Origin of the sequence: Chroococcidiopsis cubana SAG 39.79, from assembly GCF_003991895.1 — a bacterium.
In the GTDB taxonomy this organism is placed as follows: Bacteria; Cyanobacteriota; Cyanobacteriia; order Cyanobacteriales; family Chroococcidiopsidaceae; genus Chroococcidiopsis; species Chroococcidiopsis thermalis.
Map to the genome: position 1 here is coordinate 1 of NZ_RSCK01000052.1, position 15,389 is coordinate 15,389.

The following is a 15,389-nucleotide window of genomic DNA, read 5'->3' on the forward strand; positions in this document are numbered from 1 at the left end:
GAATTGAGAGAGCAACTACAAAGGTTTCTCTAGCTTATCGGCTTCTCCTTATTCCCACAAGCTATCTAGGATTGCTATAGTAAAAAAACCAAGATTTCGCTGCCAGCTAATTAATAAATCGAAGTTCCGAATCGCCTCCAGGAAACGCTGTCTCAACCCAATAGATTCTTCTGCTTCACCTTGATAAAAAGCAATTGATTCTGCGTTATCGCGGACGTGAATTAATCCATAACGAAAATCAGCTTCTTTTTTGAGCTGGTCGAAGTTAATACTAATTAGCCTTTGACCGATCCAAGCAGTGATAATTGTCCCTAAAATTGCATAGATTAGCAGAGAAATCGATAGAGAAACGGAAATAGATAGTAAAACAGCAGTGAAAGAAATTAATGTGATAACCGATGTCAAAATTAATAGCAGAAAAGTCAGGCTAGTACGGGTAAAAGCTCTAACATCCTCAGCAATTCGCTGGTCTGGGTTGTCGATATTTCCGTTAAAATTGAGCTGGTAGTAAGCTCGATTTTGCATGTATTTATTCAGAAAACGATTCGTCAGCCACTCTCGCCAAGCTAGTCCTAATTTATCTCGAAGATAGGCAAACATGACAACAATGGGAGTGCCGATCGCCAATAGCCCAATATAAATAAAAATGAATTGCCAAAAAGTTGACGCATCCTTAGTTTGAGGAAATCTTGCTAGGGATGTATCGATATTTCTAAAAATAAAACTAATGCTGACATTAATGGCATTAACGGCGAATGACAGCAAGAGCAATAACAGTAACAGTCCTCTTGCTTTCCACTTGCGTTCGGAAAACCAGTAAGGTTTGGCGATCGCCCAAAATTTTCTCCACAATCGACGGTCAAATCGGTTCTGTCTATTGGTTGCAACGCTCATCGCTAATCGAGGTTTAGATGATTTTAATCGTAGATAAACTACAGATTAACGCAGATGAACGCTAAAAACCGCCCCTACTGTACCGTGCTAGGTCATGTAAGGGCGGTTTTGGCGATCGCTTTTAGAAATGTGTTACACCGCAAGTTATCTTTAAGCGCTACCTGTAAAAGTAACTTCAGGAAATTTTGACTGAGCTTCGCCTAGCGGTCGCCGCCTGCCTTCCTCTTGCCAGTAGTTGATCACTTCCGTGGATTTATTGAGTAACTCCACGCGCTCTTGCTCCGTGATCCAGCTTTTTGATTCTAATTCCTTTTTCAACTCCTCCCAAGCATCATTGCGAGGCCAGAAAAAGTATTTGGTTAAGGGGCTTGTGCCTTTGCCCACGACCTGATCGACTGCTAAAGCAACGTTTTCTTCTAACCACAAAACTTTTAAGATAAACTTTGTCAATCCAACCTCCGCTCGTTCCGATTCAGCAAAACTACAAATAGGTGCAATCTATTACTATACCTTAATATCTAAATAAAATGAATCTTGTATCTTACATTCGGTTAACTCAGTACCGAGAGATAAAAAGCCGCTCTCAACCAAACACCGACATTTTGACTTTTAACTTCTGTACGGGCGGGTTTATCAAACAATTTTGACTAGGGCAAATATTTTCAGTGAACCCGTCCCTACAACTTTTGACTTCTTTTTGCAGGAGGTAACGATAAATTGACTCAGCAAACTAGGGCGATCGCAGTATTTGATATTGATGGTGTCGTGCGCGATGTGAGCGCTTCCTATCGACGGGCGATCGCGGATACTGTAGAGTATTTTACGGCAGGTGCTTATCGTCCTACCCAGGCAGATATTGACCGCTTGAAGTCGGAAGGAATTTGGAATAACGATTGGGAAGCATCCCAGGAGTTAGTTTATCGCTACTTTGAGACCCGGGGAAAGGGGCGATTGCAGCTCGATCTAGACTATCCTACTCTAGTCGCCTATTTTCAATCTCTTTATCAAGGTGCAGACCCGCAAAACTGGACGGGTTATATTTGCGATGAAACATTGCTGGTGCAACCTACGTATCTCGAACAATTGAGTGCGGCTGGTATTCCTTGGGGTTTTTTCAGTGGTGCGACTCGCGACGAGGCGAAATACGTCTTAGAACGTCTTGGTGTAGTATCTCCAGCCTTAATTGCAATGGAAGATGCACCAGGTAAACCCGATCCGACAGGATTGCTAGCTGTCGTGCATCAGTTAGAAGTCCAGCATCAGCTACCAGCAACAACCCCAGTTTTGTATGCAGGAGATACGGTAGCGGATATGTATACCGTCATCAAAGCCGCAGCACTTCAACCTCAACGTCAATGGATTGGGGTGGGTATCTTACCTCCTCACGTTCAAGCTATCAGCGATCGCTGCCACAATTATACGGAAACTCTCAAATCTGCGGGTGCGGCGATCGTTTTTGGCAATGTTGAGGAACTTACGCCAGCACAAATTCAGGCATTGCTACCAGTTTGAGTAATGATTTAGTGCAAGAAGGCAGGAGGTAGAAAGCAGAAGGTAGAAGAAAATAATGCTGACAGGCGTAATAAGACGATCGCGTTATTCAACTGTAAAGATTCTTTTGCTATATAGCACTAGTCTGTATTACCTTTGCGTGCGAAGTTTTTGGATATCTTTGAAGAGTGCCGACTTAAATTCGTATCCCAGTAGTTGCTTAAGTTTAGGTGTTGCACGGTCTACAACCTCTTGTTGCAAGCCGTGCAACGGATCTTCCAGTGGACGCACGAACTTAGGTGCGTAATTGCCAAGAATTGATACCCTGGGCTTTTGAGTGGAGTTAACAGAGGTATCGTGCCAGCAAAGACCGTGAGACAAAACTAGCGAACCAGCCTTTCCAGTTATTTTTTCAGCCGTTTTAGAAAAATGCTCGAAGTTAGGTAAGTTCCCCAACTTCTGACTACCAGGGGCAAAAACTGGCGCACCGTTTTCCGTTGTAAAGTCTTCAACCATCCAAATTGCTTGTACTTCTAATGCTGGATAAGTAGGGAAAGGTGGCTGCATCGCCCAATAGGGATAATCTACATGGATACCCATGCTTGTTGCGCCAGGATGAAGGATATGAGCAGAAAAACCACCAAGTGTCATGTCTGTACCCACAATAGCTTCGACGATTTCAATTGCTATTGGGTGTTGTACCATTAATTCAAAAATGTCACCTTTGTAAACTAAACCATATACTCTTTCTCGCTGCCCTTCACTTAATATCTGCCCCCGTTCTCTCTCGTCTTCCAATAATTTAAGGACGGTTGAGCGAGCTAATTCTGCTTCTGCTGTACTTAAGAGATCGGGAATCACAACGTAACCTTTCCCGTTAATAATTTCGTCTACCAAACTTGCAACTGCCATATCAAATTTCTCCCGATCGCGGTGTAATTTTGTTGAATGGGAAATTTTATGCTTCAACTAACATTAGCAAGGACGGGTTTACCTGTAGATATAGCTTGTTCGATAATATCGGCAGCGCGAGTCACGCCACCAGATGTTTGAATTGCCTGTTGCAGTTTTATTGCATTTTGTTTGTAAGAATTTTCTGTGAATACTTTCTGGACTGCTGCGCTTAAATTAGGCACGCTCAAGCGAGACAATGGGACAAATTCTCCTACTCCAGTCCAAGCTATACGCGCTGCTACACCTGGTTGGTCGTTTGTCACTGGAATTGCTACTAGTGGTACGCCATTACTTAAAGATTCTAAAGTTGTATTTAACCCTGCATGAGTAATTGTTAAACTCGCTTTTTTCAATAAATCTAACTGAGGTGCATATTTAACAATTAAAGGATTTCCAGGTAAGTTATGTAACGACTCTGGCTCGGCAGAATCCCCTAGAGAAATTACTAATTGAGCGTCCAATCCGTGACAAGCTTCTGCTATGTAGCGGAATACATACTGCAAGCGATTTTGTAGGGTTCCCATTGAAGCATAAATCAAAGGTTGTCCGGTTAACTTTTCAAACGGAAAATCAACAGGTTTTCTGCCACTAGAACTGTGATAAGGTCCGGTAAAGTGAAACCAAGGTGGTAGATTACTACGGGAATATTCTAACTGAGCAGGTTGCTGGCTAATAATTGCTAGTTTTGAGTATAGTTCGTCAGATTTAGAGTAAGGCGGTAACTGCCACTGCTGGCGGTACTCGCTTACTACTTGCCGAATCGGCTGTGTGACGCGGCTCATCACAACATAACCTGCACGATTGCGCAAACGCGCCCATCCTGTGGGATTATATCTCCAGGTGCTGAAACATGGGGGAATGCTGTCTTCGTAATTCAGTACTAAAGCACTACACACGTTCACATAGGGAAGATCGAGAAATTGCGCTAAAGTCCCTCCTGGCGATGCGGTCACTTGGTCAATTATTAATGCTTCTACACCAGCTTTTTTAATGACTCCTGGGGCATCTCGTAGTAGCCAATTCGCTGATTGCTTCAGTACATTTCCAGTCTGGCGCAGTGCTGTCAATCCATTCAGTTTCCCTAAATCGGCAAATAATCGTGCCATCGTTCCCTGAGGACAATCAGACTCAGCGATCGCTAAAAAATTCAACCCAGCCGACAATACTTTAGGTTGACCGTCAAGTATTCCAATCCAACTTACCTCATGACCCCGCGATTGCAGTTCACAGCCCAAAGGTAACACTGTATTGAGATGTCCGGTTTCTGCGGGGCAGAGGATGCCAAAATGAGTCATAAACTACTGCGTAGATTAAGTTATATAGCTTTGGCTGAGTTATTAAGCAATGCGATCGCATCACCAACAACTCTCCTTGTATTTAACTTCAATCCCCAACAGTCTTATTACTTCAATTGTGACGATTTTTTCACAACCACCAATTCACTAAGGCTAATTCATGCCTTAAATAGCAAAAGACGCGGAATTTCGCGTCTTTTGCTATGTTAATTTATTTTGATTGGCAGCTATACAGTCGAGAAAATGCCCCGAGCTAATGCTACAAGCATCGTTCTCCCCTGCTATCTCGTACTAGCTTACTGTCCGTCTCCACCAGTAATTTTATTAATGGTATTAGCCGTACCTTCAACTGCATCAGCTACACCCTGGACTGCCTTAGATACAACACTACCCTCCTGCATCTGTTGAGCTTGAGGTGATTTCATCGTACCGTGAAGTTTTGGATCGGGTTGAGGAAGATTTGGTTCTGGTCCTATTGGCTGCGGATTTGCTACATACTCAAACTGACCTTTACCGTCGATTGAAGCACCTTTCGCCCAACGACCTTGAGCGCTTTCTTCTCCCTCAGAGTGATTCCAGAACTGATAAGCGTTCTCTTTCTTCCCATATTCATACGCGATCTTGGGAACAACTGTTTCCTCAAATCCTTCGCTTTTCAGATCTTCAATTGCCGCTAACCACTGGTTTTGATGCATGGTGTCGCGGGCAATATTGAAACTGAGCATGTCTCTTACACCTGGGTCGTCTGTCATTTCGTACAACCGTACAGCCTGTAAAAGACCCTGAGATTCGGCGTGAAGATTAGAGCGGAAGTCTGCCAACAAGTTGCCACTAGCAACAATAAAGCGTCCGTTCCAAGGAAAACCTACGCTATCCGCTGGCATTGCCCCCCCACCCGAAACAGTGGCGTGTTGAGGATTCATTGCCGCTGCCATAATCACATCTCGCGGACGAACGCCACCCATGACCGCACCAACGACTGGATCTTTTGCCCCATCTTCTTGCATATTGACTGGTGCTTTATCCAACAAATGAGCAACCATCGTTGCTAGCATTTCAACGTGACCGATTTCCTCAGTTCCAATGTCTAATAGCATATCGCGGTACTTAGCGGGTCCCCGGCAGTTCCAACCTTGGAATAGGTACTGCATCATCACGGTCATTTCGCCAAAAGAACCGCCAATTAGTTCTTGAAGCTTTTTTGCATAGGCAGCATCGGGTTTTGCTGGTGGAGTGAAATACTGTAGCTGCTTCTTGTGGTAAAACATGAAGATCTCCTGAAAAAATTTTACTGATCGACGCGATCGGTTGTAGTGCGATCTATATTTTGACTGGCGAAATTTTGTTGCTAGAATTTTGTTGCATTACCCTATCTAGGTAACTACTGACTCACTTCTTTTTCCTCAACCTACAGACAGAATGACGGAATTCAACTGAAAGAGATAGGTATTATTATTTAGGTTTAGTTGCTCTATTCTTTTTTGAAAACTAGAATATTTTTAATCGAACAAAGTTTCCTTGCAGAGTGGGTGCTATCCAATCTGAATTTCAATTTCACATATTAAGTAAGACTGCTATGCTTTAAAGATATTGTTAAAATTCATCTGCCGATACAGCAATCTGGCGATCAAATAGAATTTACGGCAGCGAACTCAAGAAAATAAACTGAAACTACTGTAAGATACGCTCTATCAAATAGTGCAGCCGCTATTAAATAGTAGCGGCTGAAAGCTTTATTCCTCACTAACAAATCTTATTCATCTCTTCCGTGAACCTGTGACGGAGGACTAGTAGCTTCGACAGCAGTAAAAGGTTCCAAAATTTTATAAGTATGAGATGCACCTTTAGGTACAACCCAAGAATCTCCAGGTTCTAGTAATACCATTTGACCTTCAAGATGTAACTCTGCCTTACCGCTAATTACATAGCCAACGGTTTCATAGTCTCTTGTCGTGGGAGATTTAGTTTCTGCTGGTTGTTCGTTTTCCCACAAACGCATCGAAAGAGATTTACCGGAAGCTAAATACTTCTGTCCCTGCTTACCATGAGGGGAACTACTAGAATCTACCTTTTTAACACTGGTATCGCTCATATTTTCATCTCCCATAGAATTTGCGATTGCACTGCCTGCTCTTTTCCATCCCATCTCGATTTCTGCTTTAGCGCATCATCCTTAATTGGTAATTGGTTGTTATAAGTGGCTAGTGGCTGGTGGCTAGTGGCTGGAATCTTTTCTAGCTTAAATTTAACAGTTCGATATTTGGAAAAGTCGATCGGTTAGTGGCTAGTGGCTGGAATCTTTTCTAGTCACCAGTCACCAGTCGCTAGTCACTCTCTACTGTCAACTGATATCGTGCGACCTGTCCGTGCTGCTTCGTAAATTGCTAACATCAATCTCACATCCTGTAAGCCTTCTTCACCAGGAGTTTTCGGTTGCCGATCTTGCATGACCGATTCAGAAAGATGATCCATCTCTAGGGCAAACTGGTTTTGTTCCTGAATCTGCCGTTCTTCTTGTACCTTTTCTCGTTTTACAGTTAATTGATGCCGATAGTAATCTGTAGCAGGGTCGAGTTCGAGCGTACCATTACTACCAAATACCTGAAAGCGTTTGGTACTGGAGTAGCCATAACTAGAAGTACAGTTGGCTAGCACGCCGCTAGGGAAACGCAAAATGAAGTTAACGTTCTCCTCTACCTCCTTAAAGCGAGGATCGTTGGGAGTGCTATAGGTCATAGCACAGACTTCTGTAGGTTCTTCGCCTGTAATGTAACGCGCAGCCTGTAAGCTGTAGATCCCAATATCAAATAGCGAACCACCACCAGCCAGTTTCTTATTCATCCGCCAGACATCCGCTGGGTCTTTGGGGTCGAGGTTGCGCCCGTGGTCGGCGACGATCGCCTTGAGTTGACCGAGTTGTTTTTTCTGCGCGATCGCGATCGCCTCTAAGTTGAAAGGTTCGTATTGAGCGCGGTAAGCTATCATCAACTTGCGGTTTGCTTGATTACAAGCAGCAATCATCGCCTGACACTCTTCTACCGTATTTGCCATCGGCTTTTCACATAAAATATGCTTTCCTGCTTGTGCGCCACGGATAGTATATTCAGCGTGTAAACCGTTAGGTAGAACTATATAGATAATGTCTACTTCTGGATTATTCCGAAGGGAATCGTAATTTTCGTAATTGTAAATATTTTTAGGATTGACATTATATTGCCGCGCATAATTTTCAGCTTTAGCGCGATCGCCACTCACCAACGCCACTAATTTTGACTGCTTGCACTGCGAAAATGAAGGAATAATTTGTTGCGTAGCAAATTTACCCAACCCGACAACAGCCCAACCGAGTTTCTTTTCGTCGGGTATTGGTGGTTCTTTAGCTGGTTTATAAGCGGGCTGGGCGATCGCAGGTGAATTTCGCGTTACCACTCCCGCCACTCCTACACCCAAAATTCCCATCCCAGAACCAATTATTTGCCTGCGCGTGAGGAGATTTTTGACTGCATTCAACATATATTTTTTTGCCCTGTAATTGTTAGTAGGGGCGCACAGCTGTGCGCCCCTACAGATTGTTATCGCAACAGCACTGGTTTCGCATTAATGCGGGTACGAAACAGACTGTATGGTTTTTCGCGCAAATCTTTCTTCTGATGGAACTGGGGCTGACGGTGAAGTTGATTGGCAATGAAATAGAGGTAGCCGTCATTGGCGACAGACAGCGTATCAGCCCATAAAACGCGAGGATCGTGAACTACAGTTTCATACATCCCATCAGGCGATCGCCGCAAAATTGCATTATGCTCGTAGTTGGTCAGATAAACTCGATTTTGAGCATCCGACTCTAAGCCATCAGATGCACCGCCTTTATCTCCCAAATCTTGTACGGTCGCTGCTACTTCTTTGTCGCTTAATTTCTCATCGACTAAAGCATCAACGCTGACACTATATAACCTTCTTCCAGCTAAATTACAGTAAAATAACTGTTTCCCATCGGCACTGATTGCAATTCCATCCGCACCAATTGTAATTGGGCTAGGTGGCTTGTCTGGCGGACGGTTCATCAACGGTTGTCCCTCCACTACTGGGAGAAAATTCGGTTCTGCTTTCGTAGAAGGATGGTCGTTCAGCCGCCGCCAACTTTTACCAGAATCTAAATCGACAACAATAATGGCATTAGCACCGTTACCGGAAGAATCGGTAATAAAAGCCATCCCTGCTTTACCGCGCCGTAAATCGAAGCGGATATCGTTCAAATAGGTAGTCGGTAGCGCTACATCTTGGGGAAACAAGATAGTCTTAAAAATTCGATTTTGTTTCAGATTTATCCCGATTAATTTCGGTCCCCCATAAGCAGTAGGTGCAAATTGAATGCTGCCAGTATCCAAGATCCACAAACGGTCTAAAGGATCGACAACCACACTTTGAACAGAAACGAGTGACTTCGATTGGTCTTTTTGAGGGCGATTGAATTTGGCGTTGGGATAAGCTACGGCTTTACCCCTGACTATCTCCGCTACCGTATAATCTACTTTGTCTCCCCAGCGAGGGAAGTTAACAAAAATTCTCCCTCTTTGAGACACTGTTACTCCGGTCGGCATAGCACCGTTAAACGAAGCTACCGATTCAATCTTGCCCACAGTCTTTTCCTGCGGTAAGGCATAAGCCGGAGGAACAAAAGCAAGAAACAATAAACTCGATAAAAGCAGACAGAAGAATTTTTGTCGCAAGCTGTGCCAAAACATAGTTTTTTCTTTGGTAGTTACTGGTTGGTAATTGGCAAGTCGCAACTACCAATTACCCATTACCAATTACCTATTACCAATTTCAAGGCTTCAACACAACTTTGATACAATTATCTTTTTTATGCTTGAAGATATCGTAGGCGTGGGGTGCTTGTTCTAAGGGAAGAGTATGAGTGATGATGAACGTTGGATCGATGTCACCGTTTTGAATGTGTTCTAGTAGTGGTTTTAAGTACCGATGGACGTGGGTTTGTCCCATCTTGAATGTCAAACCTTTGTTCATTGCCGCACCCATTGGGATTTTATCGAGGAAACCACCATACGCCCCTGCGATCGAGACATGACCTGCTTTCCCGCAAGCAACGATCGCATTACGTAAGGCTGTGGGTCGGTCTGTTTCCAACCGCACGACTTGTTTTGCTTTATCGAACAAGTTCATAAAATCAGTACCGTGCGCCTCTAGTCCTACGGCATCAATTACCGCATCGGGACCGCGCCCGCCAGTCATTTCTTTTAACGCTTCCCCGACATCCACGTCTTCGTAGTTAAGTACGTCGGCTTTGCCCTGTTCCTTAGCCATTTGCAAGCGTTCGGGGATGCGATCGATCGCGATAACTTTTTCCGCACCCAGCATATACGCACTCTTAATCGCGAACTGTCCTACCGGACCACAACCCCAGACAGCAACGATATTACCAGGCTTAATATGACAATTCTCTGCTGCCATGTAGCCAGTGGGAAAGATATCGGTTAAGAATAATACTTGCTCGTCTGTCAGCCCATCAGGAATCTTAAATAACCCGACATCGGCAAATGGGACTCGCGCGTACTCCGCTTGTCCGCCAGCATAACCGCCAAAGATATGAGAGTAGCCAAATAGACCAGCTGGTGAATGTCCCATCAGCTTCTCTGCCATCCAACCGTTGGGGTTAGAATTATCGCACAACGACCACAGATCGCGATTGCAGAAAAAGCAGTTACCGCAAGAAATTGTAAAAGGAACGACGACGCGATCGCCTACTTTTACATTCTTAACCGCACTCCCAACCTCAACCACTTCTCCCATAAATTCGTGACCGAGGATATCCCCTTTCTCCATAGTGGGGATAAAGCCATTATAAAGGTGCAAATCCGAACCGCAGATTGCTGTTGACGTAATTTTGACAATTGCATCGCGGGGATTTGCAATTTTAGGATCGGGGACTGTATCTACCTTGACATTCTTTTCCCCATGCCAGCAAACTGCTTTCATAATTAATGAGTGAGTAGGAAGTAGTTTTTTATTTGTCCTTTGTCATTAGTCGTAAGTCAATTGGTAATACGTTTCTTACTTACGACTTACGACTTACGACTTAATTTGTATTTTTCTGATAAGAACCTTGCTCTTTTCCAGTGACGGGCTTAACTGTTTTTTCCACGTTTTTCTGAGCAGAATTCAAAACTTCTTTCGTACCAGGATCGAGTGGCTCATCTAAATTGAGCTTTTCTCGAACATTTTCAGCAGTTTCTTTGATGCTTTCCTTAGCCTTTTCAAGCGGATTTCCTCGATTCATTTCAGTTCCAGGCTGCTTTGCTTGATATGCTCTAGCTTCAGGTGTTACTGTTTCAGCTCTAGCAGACAAATTACTGTTATAGCCAAATTGCAGTATAGAAACAGTCAACCCTACCAAAAAAACAATTATTACCTGACGAAAAAGGGAAATTAATTTCTTCATTGTCATCCTCTACTTTTACTTTTCAAGTGTTAATTATAATTACCAATTACCCATCTACGGTTTCAGTACAACTTTGATACAGTTGTCTTTCTTTTGTTGGAAAATGTCGTAGCCGTGGGCAGCTTGTTCTAGCGGTAATTGATGCGTGACCACGCGGGAGGGATCGAATTTCTCTTCCAGAATCATCTTGAGCAACAAATGCATATATTTTTGTCCGTGCATTTGTCCCATTCTAAAAGTTAAAGCTTTATTAAAAGCTGCACCAAAAGGCATCTTATCTACAAAGCCACCGTAAACACCCATAATTGAAAGAGTTCCACCTTTACGACAAGATAGAATCATTTGTCGCAAAACATGCGGACGGTCGGTTTCTAGCTTTAATTTCTGCTTAGTCTGGTCGTAAAAGTCTTCAAAGCCAACTCCGTGCGCTTCCAAGCCTACAGCATCAATACAAGCGTCGGGACCCATACCCCCCGTCATTTCTCTCAAAGCTTCGCCTGCATCTACTTCTTCGTAGTTAATTACTTCTGCTTTAGCGAAATTTTTGGCTAATTCTAAGCGTTCGGGGAAGCGATCGATCGCAATCACTTTTTCTGCACCCATCATGTAGGCGCTAATCATGGCAAATTGCCCGACTGCACCGCAGCCCCACACTGCTACTGTATCCCCAGGTTGAATGTCACATAACTCAGCTCCCATGTAACCTGTAGGAATGGCATCGGAGATAAATAGTAACTTTTCGTCTGGTATGTCCTTAGGGACTTTGACCACATCTACATCGGCAAATGGGACGCGCACGTACTCTGCTTGCGCCCCAGCATATCCACCGAAAGCATGGGAGTATCCATAAATCGCTGAGGTGATATTGCCAAACAACTTCTCTTCAACCCAACCGTTAGGGTTAGAGTTATCGCACAGCGACCACATATCGTGTTGGCAATAATAGCAACCACCACAACCGATTGTAGAAGGAACGACGACGCGATCGCCGACTTTTAAGTTGTTAATTCCTCTACCAACTTCGACCACTTCCCCCATAAATTCGTGACCGATAATGTCACCTGGTTGCACGGTGGGAATGTAGCCGCCGTAAATGTGCAAGTCAGAACCGCAAATTGCAGTAGAGGTAATCTTTAAAATCACATCGCGAGGATTAAGAATTTTCGGATCGGGTACGGATTCCACCCGCACATCATTTGCGCCGTGCCAGCAAACTGCTTTCATACTTAACTTTTAGTTGTTGGTTGTTGGTTGATAGCTGATGGTTGATGGTTGACTATCAACCGCCTTTTGGTTGTCCTTCAGTGGTAGCAATTTCACCTGCTTCCATAAGCATTTTGAAGCGGCGCAGGTCGTCACCAATTTGTTGTTCCGGTTCCTCACCAAAGAGTTTGGCGATCGCCGATGCTAAGACTCCGCCTGGTGGCGCGTATTCAATGACTACTTTTACTTCCGTACCGCGATTTCCTGGTGCTGGCTTAAATCTGACAAAACCAGAATTGTCTACATCTGCCCCTTCTACCGAAGTCCAGGAAATAAATTCGTTTTCGCGGTCTTCAATAATTTCTGCATCCCATTCAACACTTGCACCTAAAGGTGCATTTGCTACCCAATGCGATCGCTTGTTGTCGTACACCTCTACTGACTTGAGATGTTTCATAAAAGTTGGCAGATATTTGAAATCATGCCAGTAACGATACAGCTCATCAGCAGGCTTATTTATCGTTACCGTCTTTTCTACCTTAATTGCTTGGTTTAAACCCAATGCTTGTTGCATATCGCCCTTTTCCGTTGCTGCTTTATATGCCAATCCACCACCTGCGATCGCCAACAAAGCACCCCGTAGCGATCGCTGTTGTAACCCCATCAGTACCATTGCACCACCACCAATCAGTGATGCCCAGCGCCCGATTTCGTTACTATCTCCCTGTCCTTGCTGATTCTCTACCGTCGAAGCCACCTTCTCTGTCTCCCTTGTCTGAATAGATCTCCCCTCTTAAAAGTGGAGATTGCAGGGATCTCTTAGCCCCCTTTTTAAGGGGGGTTGGGGGATCTTCCTACATAGTTACCGCCGCCCCAGTTGTCGGCTTCCCAGGCTGTGTCGTTCCTACACGCAAGCGATAGAGTTCTGCCATATGGCGTTCGTACAGCGCTCCATCTTGCTCGATCTGCTTAAATAAGGCTGTTGATACGGGATCTGTAAATTGAACAAACAGATTGTGCGCATCTACCACACCTGTCTGAATATCTCCTAAAGCCCGTCGCATTAGATTGCGATCGTCGCTACCTTGTAAAGCAGTTTTCACTTTGGCATACTTATCAGCCACATTTGCCGTCAGTGATGGTTTCTCGCCTAAAGCTGACAGTCTTGCTTCTAGCCGCTCGATGTGTTGCTGCTTATTAGCAACAATCTCTAGCAACAATGCCTTAAATTGAGGGTCAGATGCTTTCTCTATATACTGCCCAAACGCCTCTTGAGCGTACTTTTCACCAGCTAAAGCAGTATTTAGCCCTTTGACAATTTCTCCTTTAGTAGAACCACCCCAAGCATCAGCTAGTTTCCACCATTCTGCATTGACATCTCGCACATCTGGTAAAGCAGCTTCTTTGCCACCGTAACCTAGACGGCTGAGGATAGCTGTGGTGAAAATTGCTAAGTCTCCGGGCTGACGGGAAGTGATTAAATTACCATCAATTACCAGTGGCTCATCGACGTAGTTTGCACCCGCATTGATCATGTCCTTGCGCACGGCAATAAATCCTGTGGCTTGCTTGCCTTTTAGCAAATCGCCTTCAATTAAAACTTGGGGTCCATGACAGACAGCAGCAACTAATTTCCCTTGTTGCATTGCCTCTTGAACGAAGCGCACGGTGTTGGGGTTGACACGCATTTTGTCGGGAGCCATCCCACCAGGAATAACCACGGCATCAAACTCTGATGCCATTGCTTCAGTTGTCGTGCCGTCTGCCGATTGCGAAACTTTACCTTGCTTACCTTTATATGTTTCGTTGGTTCGAGAACCGAGAACTACAGTTTCAATTCCCGCCATTTTCAAGGCTTCATAAGGAATTTTGAATTCCGCATCTTCCACACCATTCTCAATCAGAATGGCAACTCTTTTTTTTCCGAGATTACCGTTAGCTTGTGTCATAAATATCTCTCCTACTTTGTAAGTTTTATTGAAAGCCGAAAACAGCGATCGCTACGAAGCAGCAAACGCTCCTAGATTCGATCCTGTGGCGAATAAGTCGATATAATCGTCCGAAAAGTTAGCTTTGAAATCGGTGAATTCTCCAGGTGTCACTGCATTCTGCAACACTGCAAATACAGCCCGAACGTGGTTAGCTGCGACAGTTGGCTCTACTTGTTCTTTGGCACTGACGCGCTGTAGAAATTCTTCCATTGAGAAAGGCTGACCGTCTTCACCCTCTCTTCCACGCAAATATTCACTGAATTGTTGCGGTAATTGCGAAGCTAAATCTTTGGCTTCGTTACCGACAATCCTTTCTCTAATAGTTTCTAGAGTTGCTTGTGTCGCCCGTTGTGCATCTTCACGGGAATCCATCTGTGCCACTGTCTGAACGTGTTTGATGAACTCGTCGTACTTCACTCTGTATGTCCTCAAACTCAGTAAAACTTCTTTGCTCCAGTACCAAGCCTATGCAGCCGTACCCCAAATCCTCTTCCTCCAAAGGGTATGGATTATGTTCTTTTCTGGGGATATAACTCTGGGAATAGGTGCAATTTGATATAAAACGCTATCTTGAAGTGGAGCTATCAGTGACCAACGAATAGTTGCCAACAACCATCAACCAACAACTAAATGACTCTGAACTTATGGGCGATCGCAACGATAAAAATCTTCAAGACTTATCCGAAGAAATTACTGAATCTTTTGGTACTGGCGTTCACGATGACCCAAGGACGAACGCTGGTAGAGAAGCAGGAGAATACACTAATACTAGTCCAGAATTGACTGGCGGAGATGTCGATGCATCGTGGCAAACAGCAGCAGAAGAAGGAGATGAGGCTGTAGGTGGTACTGTTGCTACTCCCGACCAAGATGTAACTGAAGAGATTGAAGCAGCTGTTGGTCTGGAAATGGACGATCGCAGTTTTTTACGCACTCAAGATATTCTAGAAGACCGCGACGATCGCCGTTGGGAATTAGATCCCAAATCTTCTGATGACTACCAAGAACGGCGCGATTGAAGTAACATTCGCTTCAATTGCTACTTCAGCAAATGCTTTGTCAGTAAGGCGCTTGTTGCCACGCTCATGCAAAGAATTAGGGTGG

At 44.3% G+C, this 15,389-nt stretch carries 17 protein-coding genes; 3 read left to right on the top strand and 14 right to left on the bottom strand.

Translation table 11 applies throughout. From position 1 onward, the window contains the following. Window positions 1–48 precede the first annotated feature (48 nt). Complete coding sequence (locus tag DSM107010_RS24130; RefSeq protein WP_241994331.1) at window positions 49–894, bottom strand: SbmA/BacA-like family transporter; 846 nt, start codon at window positions 892–894, stop codon at window positions 49–51. A gap of 150 nt (window positions 895–1,044) precedes the next feature. After that, window positions 1,045–1,383, bottom strand: a complete 339-nt coding sequence (locus DSM107010_RS24135) for a 30S ribosomal protein PSRP-3 (RefSeq protein ID WP_071925429.1) — start codon at window positions 1,381–1,383, stop codon at window positions 1,045–1,047. 228 nt (window positions 1,384–1,611) lie between these two features. Between DSM107010_RS24135 and DSM107010_RS24140 the strand changes: the two genes are divergently transcribed. Next, window positions 1,612–2,406 carry a TIGR01548 family HAD-type hydrolase gene (locus DSM107010_RS24140; RefSeq protein WP_106168279.1) on the top strand — a complete coding sequence of 265 codons (795 nt, stop codon included), beginning with the start codon at window positions 1,612–1,614 and terminating at the stop codon, window positions 2,404–2,406. A gap of 129 nt (window positions 2,407–2,535) precedes the next feature. Here DSM107010_RS24140 and DSM107010_RS24145 read toward each other — a convergent pair whose 3' ends face one another. Then, complete coding sequence (locus DSM107010_RS24145; protein WP_106168280.1) at window positions 2,536–3,297, bottom strand: phytanoyl-CoA dioxygenase family protein; 762 nt, start codon at window positions 3,295–3,297, stop codon at window positions 2,536–2,538. Window positions 3,298–3,350: 53 nt separating this feature from the next. Continuing rightward, window positions 3,351–4,634: a glycosyltransferase gene (locus tag DSM107010_RS24150; RefSeq protein WP_106168281.1), complete on the bottom strand. Its 1,284-nt coding sequence runs from the start codon at window positions 4,632–4,634 to the stop codon at window positions 3,351–3,353. Between DSM107010_RS24150 and DSM107010_RS39985 the strand changes: the two genes are divergently transcribed. Then, a complete protein-coding gene (locus DSM107010_RS39985) occupies window positions 4,626–4,844 on the top strand; it encodes a hypothetical protein (protein WP_181246402.1) in 219 nt (72 codons plus the stop codon). The genes DSM107010_RS24150 and DSM107010_RS39985 overlap by 9 nt on opposite strands. Window positions 4,845–4,930: 86 nt before the next feature. On the opposite strand, the gene DSM107010_RS24155 is transcribed toward DSM107010_RS39985, so the two are convergent. From DSM107010_RS24155 to DSM107010_RS24200, 10 genes are all read right to left on the bottom strand, one after another. Then, window positions 4,931–5,902: a manganese catalase gene (locus tag DSM107010_RS24155; RefSeq protein WP_015153848.1), complete on the bottom strand. Its 972-nt coding sequence runs from the start codon at window positions 5,900–5,902 to the stop codon at window positions 4,931–4,933. 485 nt (window positions 5,903–6,387) lie between these two features. Continuing rightward, window positions 6,388–6,726, bottom strand: coding sequence for a cupin domain-containing protein (locus DSM107010_RS24160; protein WP_041462945.1), 339 nt, complete (start codon window positions 6,724–6,726; stop codon window positions 6,388–6,390). Between the two features lie 236 nt (window positions 6,727–6,962). Next, window positions 6,963–8,147 carry a Gfo/Idh/MocA family protein gene (locus DSM107010_RS24165; protein ID WP_015153850.1) on the bottom strand — a complete coding sequence of 395 codons (1,185 nt, stop codon included), beginning with the start codon at window positions 8,145–8,147 and terminating at the stop codon, window positions 6,963–6,965. 59 nt (window positions 8,148–8,206) lie between these two features. Continuing rightward, the gene (locus DSM107010_RS24170; protein ID WP_106168282.1) at window positions 8,207–9,376 is read right to left on the bottom strand and encodes an L-dopachrome tautomerase-related protein; all 1,170 of its coding nucleotides are present in this window, start codon (window positions 9,374–9,376) and stop codon (window positions 8,207–8,209) included. Window positions 9,377–9,458: 82 nt separating this feature from the next. After that, entirely contained in the window at window positions 9,459–10,628 is a 1,170-nt protein-coding gene (locus tag DSM107010_RS24175) for a zinc-dependent alcohol dehydrogenase (protein WP_106168283.1), read from the bottom strand. Window positions 10,629–10,728: 100 nt separating this feature from the next. After that, on the bottom strand, window positions 10,729–11,091 hold the full coding sequence (locus tag DSM107010_RS24180) for a hypothetical protein (protein WP_127024111.1): 363 nt from the start codon (window positions 11,089–11,091) through the stop codon (window positions 10,729–10,731). A gap of 54 nt (window positions 11,092–11,145) precedes the next feature. Then, window positions 11,146–12,315, bottom strand: a complete 1,170-nt coding sequence (locus tag DSM107010_RS24185) for a zinc-dependent alcohol dehydrogenase (protein ID WP_015153854.1) — start codon at window positions 12,313–12,315, stop codon at window positions 11,146–11,148. Between the two features lie 55 nt (window positions 12,316–12,370). Next, complete coding sequence (locus DSM107010_RS24190) at window positions 12,371–13,051, bottom strand: SRPBCC family protein (protein ID WP_015153855.1); 681 nt, start codon at window positions 13,049–13,051, stop codon at window positions 12,371–12,373. Window positions 13,052–13,148: 97 nt separating this feature from the next. Then, window positions 13,149–14,243: a DJ-1/PfpI/YhbO family deglycase/protease gene (locus tag DSM107010_RS24195; protein WP_106167522.1), complete on the bottom strand. Its 1,095-nt coding sequence runs from the start codon at window positions 14,241–14,243 to the stop codon at window positions 13,149–13,151. A 51-nt stretch (window positions 14,244–14,294) separates the two neighbouring features. Continuing rightward, a complete protein-coding gene (locus DSM107010_RS24200) occupies window positions 14,295–14,702 on the bottom strand; it encodes a DUF2267 domain-containing protein (RefSeq protein WP_106167523.1) in 408 nt (135 codons plus the stop codon). 227 nt (window positions 14,703–14,929) lie between these two features. On the opposite strand from DSM107010_RS24200, the gene DSM107010_RS24205 reads away from it, so the two are divergent. Continuing rightward, window positions 14,930–15,304, top strand: coding sequence for a DUF6335 family protein (locus DSM107010_RS24205; protein ID WP_106167524.1), 375 nt, complete (start codon window positions 14,930–14,932; stop codon window positions 15,302–15,304). Window positions 15,305–15,389: the final 85 nt, after the last annotated feature.